The organism is Kribbella antiqua, assembly GCF_004345665.1.
Classification (GTDB): domain Bacteria; phylum Actinomycetota; class Actinomycetes; order Propionibacteriales; family Kribbellaceae; genus Kribbella; species Kribbella antiqua.
Map to the genome: position 1 here is coordinate 276,342 of NZ_SLWR01000011.1, position 16,920 is coordinate 293,261.

At 64.3% G+C, this 16,920-nt stretch carries 10 protein-coding genes; 1 reads left to right on the forward strand and 9 read right to left on the reverse strand.

Annotated features, from left to right (window positions below):
* Window positions 1-581: 581 nt before the first annotated feature.
* The 7 genes from EV646_RS29670 to EV646_RS29700 all read right to left on the reverse strand — a co-directional run bounded on the left by EV646_RS29670 (window position 582) and on the right by EV646_RS29700 (window position 14,166).
* Window positions 582-1,511: a hypothetical protein gene (locus tag EV646_RS29670; protein ID WP_132154386.1), complete on the reverse strand. Its 930-nt coding sequence runs from the start codon at window positions 1,509-1,511 to the stop codon at window positions 582-584.
* A 201-nt stretch (window positions 1,512-1,712) separates the two neighbouring features.
* Window positions 1,713-2,141, reverse strand: a complete 429-nt coding sequence (locus EV646_RS29675) for a hypothetical protein (protein WP_132154388.1) — start codon at window positions 2,139-2,141, stop codon at window positions 1,713-1,715.
* A 626-nt stretch (window positions 2,142-2,767) separates the two neighbouring features.
* The gene (locus tag EV646_RS29680) at window positions 2,768-11,449 is read right to left on the reverse strand and encodes a golvesin C-terminal-like domain-containing protein (protein ID WP_132154390.1); all 8,682 of its coding nucleotides are present in this window, start codon (window positions 11,447-11,449) and stop codon (window positions 2,768-2,770) included.
* Window positions 11,450-11,642: 193 nt separating this feature from the next.
* Entirely contained in the window at window positions 11,643-12,029 is a 387-nt protein-coding gene (locus EV646_RS29685; RefSeq protein WP_132154392.1) for a hypothetical protein, read from the reverse strand.
* Entirely contained in the window at window positions 12,026-12,733 is a 708-nt protein-coding gene (locus tag EV646_RS29690; protein WP_132154394.1) for an HD domain-containing protein, read from the reverse strand. The genes EV646_RS29685 and EV646_RS29690 overlap by 4 nt, the downstream gene beginning before the upstream one ends.
* 34 nt (window positions 12,734-12,767) lie before the next feature.
* The gene (locus EV646_RS29695; protein WP_132154396.1) at window positions 12,768-13,289 is read right to left on the reverse strand and encodes a gamma carbonic anhydrase family protein; all 522 of its coding nucleotides are present in this window, start codon (window positions 13,287-13,289) and stop codon (window positions 12,768-12,770) included.
* A 10-nt stretch (window positions 13,290-13,299) separates the two neighbouring features.
* Complete coding sequence (locus tag EV646_RS29700) at window positions 13,300-14,166, reverse strand: alpha/beta fold hydrolase (protein WP_199237266.1); 867 nt, start codon at window positions 14,164-14,166, stop codon at window positions 13,300-13,302.
* 68 nt (window positions 14,167-14,234) lie between these two features.
* Here EV646_RS29700 and EV646_RS29705 point away from each other — a divergent pair, with 68 nt between their 5' ends.
* Entirely contained in the window at window positions 14,235-14,666 is a 432-nt protein-coding gene (locus tag EV646_RS29705; RefSeq protein ID WP_199237267.1) for an EVE domain-containing protein, read from the forward strand.
* On the opposite strand, the gene EV646_RS29710 is transcribed toward EV646_RS29705, so the two are convergent.
* Both EV646_RS29710 and EV646_RS29715 read right to left on the reverse strand, forming a co-directional pair.
* Window positions 14,663-15,877: a pyridoxal phosphate-dependent aminotransferase gene (locus tag EV646_RS29710; RefSeq protein ID WP_132154400.1), complete on the reverse strand. Its 1,215-nt coding sequence runs from the start codon at window positions 15,875-15,877 to the stop codon at window positions 14,663-14,665. The genes EV646_RS29705 and EV646_RS29710 overlap by 4 nt on opposite strands.
* 44 nt (window positions 15,878-15,921) lie before the next feature.
* Entirely contained in the window at window positions 15,922-16,920 is a 999-nt protein-coding gene (locus EV646_RS29715) for a glycoside hydrolase family protein (protein WP_132154402.1), read from the reverse strand.

Sequence of the window (16,920 nt, forward strand, 5' to 3'; positions counted from 1 at the left end):
AAGCCCCCCAGAACCACCCAAACGCCCCAAAACCCACCAGTGTCCTGACCACCCGCCCAACCTAGCCACACAAGGGGTTGCGCATGAGGACCATGCCGTCGCCACGCTCGACAGCCTCGGAGCCGACCAGCTGGTCTCAGACCCGTTGCGCGGTCATCCCGACCCTCGGGCCGTGAGTTCTTCCGCCGGCGGACAGACGTTTCGGCGCGCCGCTGCTTTCGCCGTCCATCAAGCCTGCTTGGCGGTCGACTCATGAAACACCTCGACCGATGCCCGGCCGCCGAGGCCAACTACTACGCACGACCCGCAACGACCAAACAGTCGTTCACTCATAACCGAGGATGCATCAAACCCGGATGCTCCAGCGCACACCTAGCGGTCCACTACTCGACCTGCGGGTTCAACTCACCGGCCTGCGATCCGAGCACGAGGTCAGATCTTCATTCGTATCCACGAAGCGCCGCAGATGGCAAGGCCGCCTCCACCGACTGGGCAGAGGATAGCGGCTCCGCTCGCCTCTACGCGTCTGGCTATCGGGCCACCCGCTCGCCCGCCTGCGGTGTCTGCTGCTGGCCCTCACGCTAATCCTGAGCATCAGCAGCGTCTTTGTAGATCAATTGCGGTTGCTTCAGACCACCGTAGGACAAGCGCCTCGGCACTCCCGCTGGAAGTACTGGCGCCAACGCACGAAAAACCCGTTCAACCGCTGAATCCTTATATTCCTCGAAAAATCTTGTCGCCCTTAGCAATGCGGCACCATACTGGAGTTCAGCGACCTCGACGAAGGCGCCGGAACTTTCCAGGCCATCGACGCCGCCTAGCCTCGGGACTGCATTGGCCGTCACCAGCGTGACCCACGAGTATCCTCTCACCACGCTGGGACTCTCCATCAATCCCAGTTCCTGCAACCGCGGTAGATATGTTTCCAATGCAGTCTGGTTGGAAGAGTTGTCGGATGCAATATTCGCGAAGGACGCCTCGGTCAACTCAGCGAAATCTCTGACGAACGCGACGAGATCGTCCTGACTGGCGACGGGGATCATGCCCGCATCGTCGAGTCGATAGGCCAACCGCAGCGAGAAGGTGACCCACGGCCGCACATCCGGATCGACAGTGACCGCAATATGAGCCGAACAGCAATCGCCTGCCGACACATCGTCCGCAGCGGCATTGAGATGGGCCATGGCATCGCCACGTCCATTGCTCAGCGAGGCCACCACAGCCTCGAAACGCTCCGCGGTATAGGAGACCGACCAGTTCCCCCCGCCCAACTCCGGTGCGCCGATGCGTCCTACAGCGAACTCAGCAGTCGGCAGCCCGGAGCGCAGGCCTTCGGACAGCGCACCACACAGCCGCGATCTCGCCTCCGTCAGCCACCACCGCGACACCTCCACGAGCCGCTCGCGATCCTCCACCGCCGCACTCACCAGGACGTCAACCGAACCCGCCAAGGCCGGCTGACCCGACTGCTGTTCGTGTCGGCCCGACGCATCGAAGCGCTCTTTGACCACGAACGTGCCTCCTCACTTAACTGCTCGCCACGAGCCGAAGTTGCGCCGCCGGGCACAGCATCCACAGCAGCACCAATCAGACAGGACGCGACTCGCTCCTCAGCCTTCCTGACGGCTTGGAGCAGGCTTGATCTGGTTCTACCTCGTTGCCACCTTATTGCCCGCACCGAGTCCAGTCTGGCTGGAGCGCAGGGTGAACTGTCATCGCTTGGAGAGCGAATTTTCAGACTCGACCCAAAACGCCTCAGAGGCATTGCCAATCCGTGTCATGACGACACCACCCAACGATTGCAGTACGGCAAGATACAAGAGCTGGGCATTCAACGACAGGATGAACAGCACCAGCGGTACGGCCGGCCATGCCACACCAAGAGCAACGCTGGATACGACTTGCGTGCGGCGACGCAGCGCAACTAAATAGACAACCCCACTGGCAACGACGGCCGCGAGCGAGAGTGCAAGGTAGAACGCGCTAACGTCGACCGCCGAATACAATCGCCGTTCGAGCGAGTTCGACTCGGAATGAGCCGGTGACGTCTCACCGAGACCAACGGCGAGCCCAAAACACAGCACCAACTGCACGCCGATCGTCGCCAGCATCCAGAAGGTAAATTTCGCAAACGTCTTCATGGTGAGACCTGCACGCCGTTAATCCAGTGCTCGTCACGGTCGGGGAATCGGGGGAACGATGCCAGAGCATCTGAACTAGAGTCAGAACTCTGCGCCAGAGTCCGGATCGAACCATCAGCACAGTATCTATATACCTCTATTGCCGGGTAGGTCGGCCGCCACTCGCCGGCTTCTGAATCGGTATGCGTCGACGTCATCTTCCGGGAGGTACGGAACACCGTCCCGTGCCGCACATTCTCGACAGGCTCCTTTGCCCGAGGCTCGCATCCGCGCAGACCTCTCACCGCGAAGCGGAAAGGCGATCAGCTGCTCGCGTCGTCACGGATCTCAATGAATGATCGAGATTAAGAACCGGTCCCTCTGAGAATTCATCTCCGAAAACCATCCTCCACGTCGTTGTGGAAGTCATCGATATAAGTATCAAGGTTTCCGGAACCATCCGTCACTGCGAGCCGCTTGGCCTCTGATAGAGATATTTCAAATACATTGGCGATGATGTACATGGACTCCACGACAGAATACCCATCGCTTCTCAAGCGAGCCATCTCGCTGCCCGCATCTCCGAGCGACTCACGTCTCGCCTGCAGATCTCTGCAGGCTCGATCCAACGACTCTTGATCCATCGTTTAGCCTCCAAGGTCTATGGTCATCATGCCATCGCGTCGAACGGCGCCATCCTTGAGGTACCTCGTATACGAGATGATGATCCTTTCAAAGCCGTCCTGTCGCGCTAGTTCAGACATCTGCGACTTCAAAGAATTTACTGCCTCCGGCCCCATCGGAACCCTCTCCAGGCCTTCGGTGCCTCGCGGAAATATCGCCAGATCATCGAGGTGAAGGTCCCGTCCAGATCGGGTGACAGAGCCCATCACATCGAGTTCGCCACCGCCAGTCTTGAATGTACGGAGGAATATACTCCCATTTTTGAAAGTAACTGGTGCAGCCGCGCGGCCGAGAAGAGTGCCTGCCGTGGCGGCCTCGGCCCTGGCGGCGGCGACTCCTTCGAGTGTTCGGACTCCGATACCGACGACCTTGCCGCCGCCCGTGAAGCCTAGTGCTGTGAGTCCAACGCCGGTTTTGCACTGCTGCCAACTCGTCTGGTTCGCCGTCAGAACCGCGGCCTTGCAGTCCTCGTAGGTTTCGACCGCAGGCTTGATGAAGACCTCTTCGCCGAGCTTCTGCTGGATCGGCTTCTCGCCGCCGAACCACTGGGCGAGCTTCGTCCCGGTGGAGCGCTCGGTCGGCTGGGTTTGTGTTACAGGGGGTGGGTTTGAGCCGCTGTTGAGGGTTCGTTCGACCTCCATGCCGCAGGCGGATTCGGTTTCGGGGTCGAAGGCGCAGTGGCCGTCGTGTTCGATGCCGGTGATGGGGTTGCCGCCGGCGAAGGCGTAGCGGTTGGTGTTCCAGGGATCGGAGCCTAGTTTTAGGTCGGCTAGGGCGCCGTTGTACATGTCTCGGGTGAGGAAGCGGTTCAGGCCGGGGCTGTAGTCGCGGAAGCCCATGTCGTAGCTGGAGGTGGCTGGGTCCCAGCGCTTGGAGTTGAAGCGGTACGGGTTGTACGGCTCGACTTCTGGGCCGCCTGTGGCCGTCGACTTGTCCTTGCCGGTGAAACCGGTGGCGTCGTTCGATCCGTAGCCGGTGTAGCGGTAGGTCGAAGTGGCATTGCCGTTCTGGTCGGTGAGCGTCTCCACGTCCGTGTGCGGGTTCAGGCCGTAGTACGCGGTCTCCTCACCCGTGCCGCCGGGGTTCTTGGTCTGTGAGATCCGCTCACCCGACGGGCCATACGTGTACGACGCACTGACCGTCGCCGACCCACCACCGGTCCCGGGTGTCTCTTCGGAGACGACCTGGTCGGTGAGTCCCAGATACGACAACTGCTTCGTCTTTGTGGTGGTCCCGGCTGTCGTGGTTTCCTGAACGGTACGGTCCAGGGGGTCGAACACCGACGTCTTGCTCGACTTCAGAGCACCCGTGGCCGGGTCGTACTTGCGGTGTGACACCGTCCGGTCGAACCCGTCGTACCCGTACCGTTCGACCACCTTGTCGGCCGCGGTCACCGTGTTGAGACGGCCGAACGGGTCATAGTTGTAGTCGGCTGTCGACCCTCCACTTGTGGCGCGGAGCAACCGGTTGCGGTCGAAGGTGAACGTCGTCGTCGCGCCCGCGACCGTCTGCTGCTTCACATTGCCCGGAGCGTCATATTCGTAGGACTCGTTCGACCCTGGATTGGCGCCCGACTTGGCCACCCCACGCAGGCGACCTTCGGGTGTGTAGGACAGGCTGGCCGTCTGCTCCAGGTAGGCCGACGCAGAGTCCGCGTTCTTCACCTTCGACACATCCGACGTACGGTTCCCGTCGAGGTCGTACGCGAGGGAGTGCGAGCTGACCAGCTTGCCGTCGGCGGACTTCTCCACCTGCGACCGCATCAGACCGTCCTCGATCCACCGGTACGCAACCGTGTTGCCGTTCGGCTTCACGACCCCGGCCCGCTGACCACGCGATGTGTAGGTGTAGGTCGTCGTCTTCTTCGCGGTGTCCGTCGGGTTCTTCGCAGACTCGATCTTTGCCAGCATGTCGCGTACGTCGTACGTGTACGCGGCGAACTGATCGACCTCCGGCGTTACCTGGTCGTCGGCGAACCACGAGGTCAGGTTGGAGTTGGCGTCGTACCCGTACGTCGTTGTCGCCTGCGCGACCCCGGCCTTCAGTTCGCGGATCTGATCCGCACGACCGAGCCCGTCGTACCGCACCTCGTAGGTGTCGATCCGGGCATCAGCCGAGTTGTCGTGGATCGCGGTCTGCTGTCCGTTGACGTCGTAGTCGAAGCCGAAGACCTTCTTGGCGCCTTCACCGCTACCTGCCTTGACCAACTTCACCGCGTCGGCAACGACGGTTCCGGTGGCCGGCACAGCCAGCGTGACCTTCTTGTCCACGCCTTCGGCGAAGGTGTAGGTGCCGAGGGCCACCCATGGCGACTGCGCCGTGCAGGTCGACTGGTTGGCTGTCGCCGTCGCGGAGCCCGTGCTGTGCTGCACGGTGTAGGTCGCGGCAGTCGCCGTCCCGACACCAACGGGGCATCGTGCATAGACGGCGTACGTGCCCGACGACGGTACCCGAAGTTTCCACGTGAAGGTGTCCGTCGAGCCCGCTGCGGCTGCGTGCGTCTGGTAGTCGTAGCCGACCTTGGTCGCCGACGAGGCCGCGCTGGGCCAGGCGCCGAGCGGTGCGACGTTCTGGAGGTCGGAGTTGTCGACCATGACCTCGTCGAGGCCGGCGAGCGGCGCGGTATCGCTGCGTGACTTCAGCGAACCGTCCGGCCAGTAATCCCAGGACATGGCCCGCGTCGCGTCGCCGGCGGCGCTGGTCAGAGTGCGCGAGATCTGCTGGCCGAGCAGGTTGAGGCCGTACGTCGTTGAGATGCCCCACGGATCCGTGCTCGTTCGTGCCGCACCGTTGTCGAACCAACTGAACGTCGACCAGTCCCGGGCCGTGGCGGCCGTTGTCGCGGAGGTCGGCTCGGACTGCCGCGACAGGTTGCCCACCGGGTCGTACTGGTAGAAGGTGCTCACCGCGGTCTTGTAGGTAATGTCGGCCGTGTCGAACGGCGACTTACGCTGCACGACGCGGTTGTTGGCGTCGTACACCAACTCCTCGAGGAAGTCTGTGGTCGACGACGTCGTACTGACGCCGCGAGGTTGCTCGGCCTTCGTCTGGTTGCCGTTCTCGTCGTAGTAGTACCGCGTGACGCGCTGCTTGGTCGTTCCGTTGGTCGGTGTGTGCGGCACGCTGACGGAAGTCACCTTGCCGCGCGCGTCATAGACCGTCGTCTTCTTGTTGCCGTCAGCATCGAACTCGGCCACCACACGGCCATCGGAGTCGTACTGGGCGCGGTTCGCGTACCCGGCCGCATCGATCGTCGCCACCACTCGGTGGTTCCGGTCGTAGGTCATCTGCTTGGTGAGGTCGTTGCCGTCCGGCGTGTCGTTCTTACGCGGGTCGATCACCTTCAGCAGGTTGCCGACGTTGTCGTACTGGTACGTCGTCTTGTAGCTCGACCGTCCGTCGAACGGTGTCACCGTGGACGTGAGCTGGCCGATCGGGTCGTAGCTGTAGCGCGTCACGAAGTCGTCGGGGTTCGACGTCAGATTGCCTTGTGGCGCGGTCTGCTGCGACAAACGACCCAGATCGTCGTACGCGTACGTCACCTTGCGCACGCCGCTCGCGCCGTTCGACGGCAGGACCGAGGACTCTTGCTGATCGTTCAGGTCGTAGGTCTGGGTCGTCTGCGCGCCGTTCGGTGCGATCACCGTCGTCACGTTGTCGTTCAGGTCGTACTTCGTCTCCGTCGTCTGGATCAACGGAGTCGCGGCGTCGCTGTCGATCGGCGTCGACACCTTGGCCGGGCGCCCGAACGAGTCGTACTGGGCCGTCGTGAGCTTGCCGAGGGCATCAGTGACGGTGGACACCTGGCCGCGAACGTCATAGGTGAAGAGCGTCGATTTGCCCAGCGGATCGGTGATCTTGGTGGGATACCCGTTGGCGTCGTAGTCTGCGAACACCGTGGGCTGGTTGCCGTTGGCGTCGTGGATCTGGGTCAACTGTCCGTAGGGGTTGTAGTCGTACGTCGTCTGGTAGTCGCCCGCGGTCGCCGTCGACACGCCCACCGGGTCGGTCACCGACGTGAGGTTGCCCTTGGTGTCGTAGCCGAACAGCCACTTGTTGCCCAACGGGCTCAACTTCTCGGTCAGCACCGTGACCGGCGCCGTCGGTTTGTTGTCGGGGGCGGTCCCGCCGGGCTGCTCGGCGTATTTCAGCGTCGTCGCGGGTGTGTTGTTTTTGTTCGCCTCGGCGTCCCTGATCGAGGTCGGATATCCGGTGTCCTGGTCGTACGCCCAGGTGGACACGGCGCCGTTGGCCTCTTCCATCCACACGACGTTGTTCTGCCGGTCCCACCCGAGTTTGGTGGCCTCCCCCTTGGCGTTGGTCACGTTCGTCGGCCGGCCATATCCGTCCATCCGGTACGTGGTGGTGTAGCGCTTGGTCACACCGGCCTCGACCGAGACGCCCGTCACCGTTGCCTGCATGTCCTTCCCGTCATCGGCATCCGGGTCGGCGTAGGCGAACTCGGTGACCTTGCCACGGCGATCGGTCAACGTCTGCAGCTTGCCGGCTGCTGCCGAGTCCGTCGTCGAGGCGTAATACTGCAGCACAGTCGTGCTGTTGCGCGGGTCGACAACGGAGGTGAGCTTCGCGTTCCCGTTCGTGCTCTCGGCGGTGTAGCCGAACTTGAACGTCTTCGTCACCTGGTCGCCGAAGGCGTCCGTCGCCGGATCGTACTTGCCGCCGTCAACGAGTTGGGTCAGCTGGTCTCCCGTGTAGGTGAAACGCAGAGCTCGACCCGAGTAGTCGCGAATGTACTTCAGGTGGTTGCTGTTCGCGATGTAGTCCAGCGTCAGCGTCGGCCGGCCATCCGCGTCGGTGATCGAGGTGAGCAGGCTCGTGTCACCGTCGGACTTGGCGTAGCTGAACTTGGTCTCGTTGCCGTTGCGGTCACGAATGTAGGTCTGGATGCCGCCGGCGTTGCCGGTGTCCTGGAAGTAGAACCGCGTCCCATCCGGCCGCGTCAAGCTCCACTGGCGGTCGGCCTGGGCGTTCGGGTCCATCGCCAGATCCAGCGCGACTCCGGCCGGACGCTTATAGGTGAGCGTTGCATCGTCGAGGATCCAAGTGTGCGTGGTGCCGTCTCCATCCACGAGCTGGACCGTCGGCGGGTACTTGGACCCCTCGGGGGCTTTGGTGCTCAGCGCCAACTTGCCCAGCCGTCCCAGCGTGGATGCCTGAACCGACCAGCCATAGCCGGCCGAGGTCGACGTCCCGTCCATGCTGTTGTAGGCCAGCCTCACGAAGGTCGAGGCACCACGCGACGGGTTCTGGATCGGGTCGTAGCTGAACACAACATTGCCCGCATACAGGTTCTCGACAACCGACGAGCCAGAGCCGGTGTCCTCGCCCGAATAGGCGAAAAACTTCTCCAGGCCGAGCTGCTCCGAGCTCGGATCCTCGACAACCATCGCCTTCGTCAACGGCGGGATACCCAAGCCACCGCCGTCGGGTGGTGGCGGACTGGACATCCACACTTTGCTGGTGGTGTTCCTGAGCTCGAGCTCCAGCCGGTACTCGACCCGCTTGTTGCCGTTCGTGCTGTTGATCGCGACCCGAATCTTCGCCGGAACCGTGACCGACTCGCCCGGCTCGAGCGCATTGACCGGCGTCTCGAGCTGGTAGGCGGGGACAGTGACGTCCTTGTCGTCCTCCATCCAGCGGTACGAGACCGACATCGCCGGCCAGGCGTCCTTCGTCGTGTTCGTGACCGTGACAGGAACGGTGAAGATCGTGTTGGGGCGCACCCGCTCCGGGATCTCCGGGGCGTAGTAGGTGCCGGCCGTGGTCTTGTCGACGTAATCGACGATCAGCCGCGGCCGCAGCTCTGCCTCGCTCAACTCACCGGCACCGATCGCGATCCGCTGCTGGGCGACCGACTCGTCGTGCGCCTTGATCAACAACCCATGGTTCGTGCCAGCATTTGTGATCCAGCCCTGCACCACGTCCGTCAGCTTTGTGTCCTTCCAGCTCAGCCGAGTCGGCAGGCTGTTGGCCGGCTGCGAAAAGGCCAGCACGGTCGGGCTGTAGTCGCCGCCCTGTGTGGTCCACGGAATGGTCGAAGAGGCGCTGTTCCATGTGGCCTGGCTCTCGACGAAGCTCTTGGTCAGCGAGTGCAGATCGAACGTCGCGCCAGATCCCGGTGAAGTCGACTTCCACAACTGGAGTTCGGCGTCGAGCACTGGGACATCTTTCGGAATGGACGCTGAGTCGAACGCCATCAGTGCACGAGTGTCGCCGTACGTCGTGTGGTTGTTGCCCGCGTAGGTCCAGTTGTAGCCGTCAGGCGTGGGGATGTTGGTGCTGGTGTAGTTCGTCGGGGAGGTCGCGTTCGCGATCGTCGTATCCGAGATATCACCAGTCAGCACGCGCCGGACACGTCCCGGCCGCGGTGTCTCGACCAGCTGCGAAGCGGACGGAACGAGTACCCCGTCCTTGGTACGCACGACGATCCAATACCGGAAGGTCGCAGGCCCCGCTGTCGACGAAGCCGTCGCGCCGTCATCGACGTACGCGCGGACATCCTTCGGCACCGTCGCGATCAACTCGGCTCCACCGGGATGCGCAGGGTCGAGCGCCGCCGGCACGGGGTTCGTACACAGCGACTCCGGCAGCGTCACGCAGCCTCGATACACCTGGTACTCGACGATGTCGTCGCCGTCGTCCGGCGACGGGTCAGCATAGTCACCCCATGACAGTTCGGCGCCCGTCGCGTTGATCTTGGTCGGTATCGCCAACTCCACGCTCGGCTCGGCGTACTGGATCGTGAGCCGCGGCCAGGTCGTCGTCTCGCCTCCGAACAAGTTCTCGCTCGCGAGGTACGACGGACCACCGAGGCCGGCGGCCTCGTTGCTTGCCTTCAGCATCAGACCGTAGTTCGGGGTGGTGCCGTTGACCCACTCCTGCACCACGTTGCCGACGGCGTACGAGTGCCAGGCATCGCGCTGCTTGAGCGGCTTCACCACTGTGCCGGCTTCGACGAAACGCAGCGCATCGGCAACCGGCGACGAGTTCGTCGCCGTGTCGCGGGTCATCGTGACGCTCGCCGGCTTCCCCGGCGAGAAGTGCTTGGTCGCCAGCGTCGCCCAATAGCCGGTGCCGCTCGTTCCGGTGGTCTGGTTCACCGCGGTCGTCGTCTTGGCGCCGGTGTCGTCCACAACGTCGTACTTCGGCGTACCGCGGTTCGAGTAGGCGGTGTAGTAGGCGTCGACACGATAGTTGCCGGCGTCACTGATGTTCGGATTCCAGGTGAACGTGTCAGCCGTCGTTCCCAGCGGCAGATAGTGGAGCCCGCCTGCGACCGAGTTCGCGTACCCGGCGGCGTACGCCCAGGGCCCGGTGAACTGCACCCGGCCCTCGTCTTCGTCATCGACACCCAGGTAGTTGAACGGCAATGAGCCCGTGAAGTACGACGTGTTCATGCCCGACCACGTCGCCGTCGACTCCGTCCAGTCCGCCGTCACCTTGCGGGCCTCGAGATTCACATCGGTCGCCTCGCTGGTGTGCGGCTGGGCGAAGTACACGTCCAGGCTCGCGGCCTTGACGGTCGTCGAGGTGCTGAGACCAAGCTGGGACAGGTCGAACTTCAGCAGTGCGCGATAGCTGTTCGCACCGGTCGCGGCATTACCGACGTTCAGATTCGCGCTCGACCCGTAATTCGTGGTCGGCGCACCCTCCGAGATCATCGTGTCCTGCGCCGCCGCCGGATCCGGCACGACCTCGATCGTCGGGTCGATCACCACCGGGTACACCCGCTCGGCCGCAGCAAGCCAGGCCGGATCCGCCTTGACGGTGACCTCGATCTCCGAACCCTTCTGCGTCACCGTTTGGGTGACCTTGTCGCTCATCGTGAAGCCGTACGGCGACGAGGGATCCTTGACGCTGTCGGTCATGAACGGCTTCGGCATCACGAACGCCGGGCGACCCGAAGACACCCCGTTGCGATAGAACCCGATCGATCCATCAGCCTCGGCCCGCGCCTCCACACCACCCATCCGCAGCCGGAAGGTGTACTCCGCTGTAGTCGGTGCCGACTCGAGGACGATCTCTTCCTTCAAGCCACCTGAACTGACGTGATACCGCAGGTCAGCTGTCCCGAAGACATCGGGATAGGTCACGGTGCTGCCACTCGCCGTCGGCGTCAATCCACGCACCGACTGCGTCGTGCCGACCGAGATCCAGCGATCGTCCGCCTCGAACCTGACCAGGTCGTCGGAGCGCTTGCCGAAGTGGCTGCCGAACGCGTTCTTCGAGTTGCCGAACGCGTAGCCCGGCTTGTCGTCGGCCGTCACCCGGGTGTCGATGTCCTGCCACTTCCCGGCCTTGTCGCGGAAATGCACCGGCCCGGCGTAGAGCTCGACCTCGACGGTGCCATCGGACATCCGGTAGCGCTTCATCGTCGCTGACCGCATCTCCGGGAGTTCCTTCACCCGATGTGCGGTGACGTTCGAGACCCTTGCGCGCCTCGGTGGCCGCTGAGCTCCCTCGGCGGGCGCGGCCACCGCCGGCTTCGGCGGGACCAAGGCCGGCACCGCTGCATGGGCGCTGGAGGCGATCGCCTGCGCTGGTTGCGCCTCGGCCGGCACTCCGGTGAGCATGGCGAGTGAAAGGCTCAAGGCAGACGTCAGCAACATGCGGGCGCGGCGCATCGTTTCTCCCCCACTTGGACAACACGGATCCGGCGCGCCCCGAGCAAACACCGGCGAAAAGACGAGACGTTTTCTATCCCAAGTTCACGGCCTGAAGCAAGAGTGTTGCCACTAGTTACATCGACACGCCGATCCGCCAGCCACGCGGCCATGACTCAGTGGTAGAGACCGTCGCAGCGACGGGTAGATCGCCTTAGTTGCGTTCGCTCTCTGTGCTGGAGCGGGCCAAAGCGGCGACGAGGGCTGTGACGGCGACCAGCAGGGTAGCTTCGATTGGGCCGACTGCGGCGGGGTGCGATTCGCTGCTGTCGATGATGTGGTTGATCGCGTGGACGCCGTTCCACACTGCGGTGATCGTCAACACCGGCGTACGCCAGGACGGCAGCCCGGCGGCGACAACCAGGCCGAGGCCGAAGGCCGCCGAACAAGCGCCGAAGTCGCGGACCAGATGCGGGTCTCCCGGACCGAAGTTCGCGAGCACCCGGGCGAAGGATCCTGGCGATGCCAACGCCCAGGCCGCGAGTACTAGATAAGCGGCGCCTAGCCCGAGGAGCGACCATCCCCAGGCCCGGCTGGTCATGACCGGTCCAGCGGGTTGTGGTTGAGGGGTAGGCGCATGCCTAGGTGCCAGAGGAGGGCGGCTCGGGAGTTGGGGCGTTCGGCGGCTTCGCGGCGCATCAGGGTGGCGAAGCAGTGTGGGAAGCCGTCGCGGGGATGTTGGGCGACCACCTCGCGGATCGTCTGGCGGGGAAGGTCTGCGGCGCGGGTGCCCGCGACGTCGAGACGCGCTCCGGCGTGGAGGAGGTGCGCCACGGGTGCGCGTGGCGACCTGACGTCCATGTGGGCCGCGATCGCGCTCGCGACCTCATCGGCGTACGGCGCACCGAGCGACTGCAACGTCGTACGCGCAATCTCGCCGCCTTCGACGGCGAAGCATCCAGCCTCCACCGGCCGGAAGCGATCCGTGAGGGCGATGTCGTGCAACAGGCAGGCGATGTAGAGGAGTTCCTCGTTGGGCTTGACGCCGTCGCGCGCTGCGAACAGGCCGGCCCACAACCACGTCCGCAGGCAGTGGCCGAGCAGCGGTTCGTCGTACGACGACCTCGCCAGCTCGAGCACCTCGCGCGTCACGGCGGTGTCCGGCGGCTCGCGGTCCTCGAAAAGCGGCCTACCAGGCCCGTCGGTCAGCCACGCACGCAGCACGCTCGGCAGACCGCCGACCTGGGCGACGACGGCTTGGCGGGCGAACCGCAGTTTGGCCGCAAGGTCGAGCTCACCACGCATGCCGGCACCCTTCTTGCAATCATTACAAGACAGCCTATCCGACCTGCTCGATTGATGCAGCGTGACGTCGGGCGAGGTCGTGATACACCGCAGCGTTGTGGTCGACGAAGAGTTTGGCGGTGCCTTCGAGCGGGATGATCTTCTTCGCCGGGCTGCCGAGCGCGACCGACTCCGGTGGAATCACCGCACCAGGCGTCACAGTCGACCCTGCCGCCACCAGCGAGCGTTCGCCGACGACCGCGCCGTCGAGGACGATCGAGCCGTTGCCGACCAGTGCTTGCTCGCCGATCACACAGTCGTGCACCAGGCACTGATGCCCGACCGTCGCGTTGCGGCCGATCTCGCAACCGTGGCTGCCGACATGGATCACGGTGTTGTCCTGGATGTTGGCGCCCGCCCGGATCGTGATCCGTCCGAGGTCGGCGCGGATCACCGCGCCGTACCAGATCGACACGCCCTCCTCGACCACGACATCACCCACCAACGTCGCGGTCGGCGCGATCCAAGCCTCCGGATGAACGGTCGGGCTCTTACCTTCAAAGGAAAACAGCGGCATGGAGTGCACCTTAGGCGCTCATCGTTTCGGATCTGTACGACGAAGCCAGGAAGTCGATCAGGGCCTTGACCATCAGCTCGGGCTGTTCCTCTGCTGGATAGTGACCGCAGTCCGGGAGAACCATCGCTCGTACGTCGTCCGCGGCGAGCCTCATCGTGCGCTCTACTGCGTCGTTGAGGCTGTTCGCGCCGGCGATGGTGAGGACGGGGAGGGTCAGGCGGGTCTGCTTGCGGCGGGTGTTCTGCTCGATGGTGGTGTCGAGGGCGCGGTAGAACTCGAAGCTGGCGCGCAGCGCGTCCGGGTCCTTGAGCGCATCGACGTACACCTGAATCGCCTGTTCCGGCAGGGGTTGCGTGGCCTTCGCGGTGAATTGGTACCCGAAGAACTCCTCTTCTCGCCCCCGGACCAGCACCTCGTTCAGCTCGGGCAGCCGGTTGAAGCCGAAATGCCACAACCGCGGGCTCTCGAACAATCCTGGAGACGGCGTCAGTCCCGGTACGGCGGCCTCCGCCACCGCCAGACGTTCGATCCGCTCGGGGTGATCGGCCGCCAGCGCGTACCCGATCCACATGCCGATGTCATGACCGACCACAGCAAACCGCTCGTGCCCCAGCGCGTCCATCAACTCGACCATGTCGCGCGCCAGGGTCCCGGTGTCGTACCCGGTATGCGGCTTGCTGGACAGTCCAACGCCTCGTGTGTCCACAGCGACCACTTGGCGATGACGCGCGAGCTCCGGCATCACAAGCCGCCACGCGTACCAGGTCTGCGGCCAGCCTGCGATCAGCAGCACCGGCGGTCCTTCCCCACCCGTCACGACATGCAGTCGCACATCCGTCAGCTCGACGTACCTCTCGGTGAACCCCTCAGGCAGCACGCAGCCGACCTTATCTCTGGGCGAAAATATGACAGCAGATGACAGATATTCGGCCGCAGACTATTGGAATGATCGCCACTGTGAACGCTTGGTTGGGTGTTGTGTCGGCTCAGCATGCGCGGATTGCCGTCGAGCACGGGTTCATCCAGCTCAACCACGGAAAGCGCTACAACCTGCAGCGGCTGGGAGGTGGGGACGGCTTTGTCATCTATTCGCCGACGGAGCGGTTCGGTGACAAGACCCCGCTTCGGGCCTTCACCGCGCTGGGGATCGTCGCCGCCGAGGAGCCGTACCTGGCGGAGGTCATGTACATGGGTGCCCGTGGCAACATCCGCCCATGGCGGCGGCGAGTCGACTTTCTCCCCGTCCGACCTGCCGCTCTGCGCGACGTGCCACTTCAGCTCACTCAGGAACCCAACTGGGGCTACCAACTACGCCGCGGCCTCGTCTCGCTGTCCGCCGAGGATTTCGCGGTGCTGCGGAGCGTGATGACTTCCTAGTGCTGGCGGTAGGTCTCGAGGAAGCCGGCGATGCGGGTGAGCGCATCGTGGAGTTGGTCCTTGTGGGGCAGGGTGACGATGCGGATGTGGTCCGGTTCGGGCCAGTTGAAGCCGGTGCCGTGGACGATCATGATCTTCTCGGCGCGGAGCAGGTCGAGGACGAACTGGCGGTCGTCGGTGATCCCGAAGACCTTCGGATCCAGCCGCGGGAAAACATACAGCGCACCCTTCGGCTTCACGCACGTCACGCCGGGGATTTGCGTCAGTACGTCGTACGCCGTATCGCGCTGGGCACGGAGCCTGCCGCCGGGCAGGACCAGGTCCTTGATGGACTGCTTGCCGCCGAGCGCGGTGGCGACGGCGTGCTGCGCGGGCATGTTGGCACAGAGCCGCATGTTCGACAGGATCGTCAGACCCTCGAGGTAGCCGGTCGCCTGGTGTTTCGGGCCGCTCACCGCCAGCCAGCCACAGCGGTAGCCGGCGACGCGGTAGGCCTTTGACAGCCCGTTGAACGTCAGCGTGAGTACGTCGGGAGCCAACGAAGCCACCGGGGTGTGCGTCGCGTCGTCGTACAGGATCTTGTCGTAGATCTCGTCGGCGTAGAGCACCAGACCGTGCCTGCGGGCGATGTCGGTGAGCTGGACGAGGAGCTCGCGGTCGTAGACGGCACCGGTCGGGTTGTTCGGGTTGATGACGACGAGTGCCCGGGTGCGGTCGGTGATCTTGCTTTCGATGTCGGCCGGGTCGGGCATCCAGTCCGATTGCTCGTCGCAGCGGTAGTGCACCGCCTTGCCACCGGCCAGCGCGACGGACGCCGTCCACAGCGGGTAGTCCGGCGCGGGGATGAGAACCTCGTCGCCGTCCTCGAGCAACGCCTGGACCGCCATCTGGATCAGCTCGGACACTCCGTTGCCGATGTACACATCCTCGATGTCCAGCTGGACACCCCAGGGCTGGTAGTGCTGAACGACCGCCCGGCGAGCTGCCGGCAGCCCTTTGGCATCGCCGTAACCGTGTGCGTCGGCAAGACTACGGACGATGTCCTCGAGGATCTCCGGCGGACACTCGAACCCGAACGGCGCCGGGTTTCCCGTGTTCAGCTTCAGGATCCGGTGCCCGGCCGCCTCCAGCCGCTGTGCCTCCTCGAGAACCGGTCCACGGATCTCGTAACAGACATTCGCGAGCTTGGACGACTGCGTGACCGGTGCCATCCGCGCACCCTAACCCGGCCCGGGGATTCGCGCCGCCGACTGTGTCACAGTCGCCCGGAGGAGGCCGAGCGGACGGCTTCGGCGACAGGGATCATCAGGGTCGGGTGACCGTCCGAGCCTGGTTCGACCGGGATCGGGTCACTGAGGGCACCGATGAACCGGCCTTCCTCGTCATGCTGAACGAAGGCGAGGAACACCCAGTCGTCAGTGACGGGGTCGGGGACCAGCTTCCCGGCGTACAGCGAACCGATCTCGTCGGCGGCGAACAGCTCGTCCGATACCGGCTTGAACGGACCCGTGGCGGTGTCGCCGACGTACACGTGGGTTCCCGTCGAGGCGCCGACGCGCGCGATCCGCTCCGCGCTGTTGGCGAAGGCGTACGCGCAGAACAGGAGGTAGTAGCGGTCCTCGATCGCAACCACCTGAGGCACTTCGAGGTGGCCGAAGTCGCCAGGCTCGGTGACCGGTCCGGCGACGGTCCAGTTGAGCAGGTCCGGGGAACGCAGGAGCGCCACCACTCCCCTTCCGTCGGCGGGTCCCTCGGGCAGCCGGGCCGTGACGAGCATGGCGTAGCCGCCGTTGTCCGGATCGGCGAAGACGCAAGGATCACGCCAGCACAGGTCGGGCCAGACCGTGGTGTCGAGCTGTTCGAAGTGCTCGGGATCGGCTTCGAGGACGAAGTCGTCATCCTTGGTCCAGGTGGTCAGATCGGTGCTGAACGCCCGCCCGATGCGCTGGCGCAAACCGTCGTCACCACGGCAGATACCGGTGTAGAACATCCACCAGCCGTCCTCGGTCCGGATCACGGATCCGGTCCAGGTGGCCAGATCGTCCCAGGCGCCGGCCGGTCCCGGACCGAGGGCGTCGGGCAGGACGGTCCAGGTGCGCAGGTCTGTCGACACGGCGTGCCCGATCCGGGCGTTGCGGTGCCGGAGGTCGGGATCGCCGAGCGACCGCGGGGCTTTGAGGAAGAACAGATGGATGTCCGGACCGTCGGCGGCGAACCAGAAGTCCCAGGTCCAGTGGTCATCGAGCACAAGCAC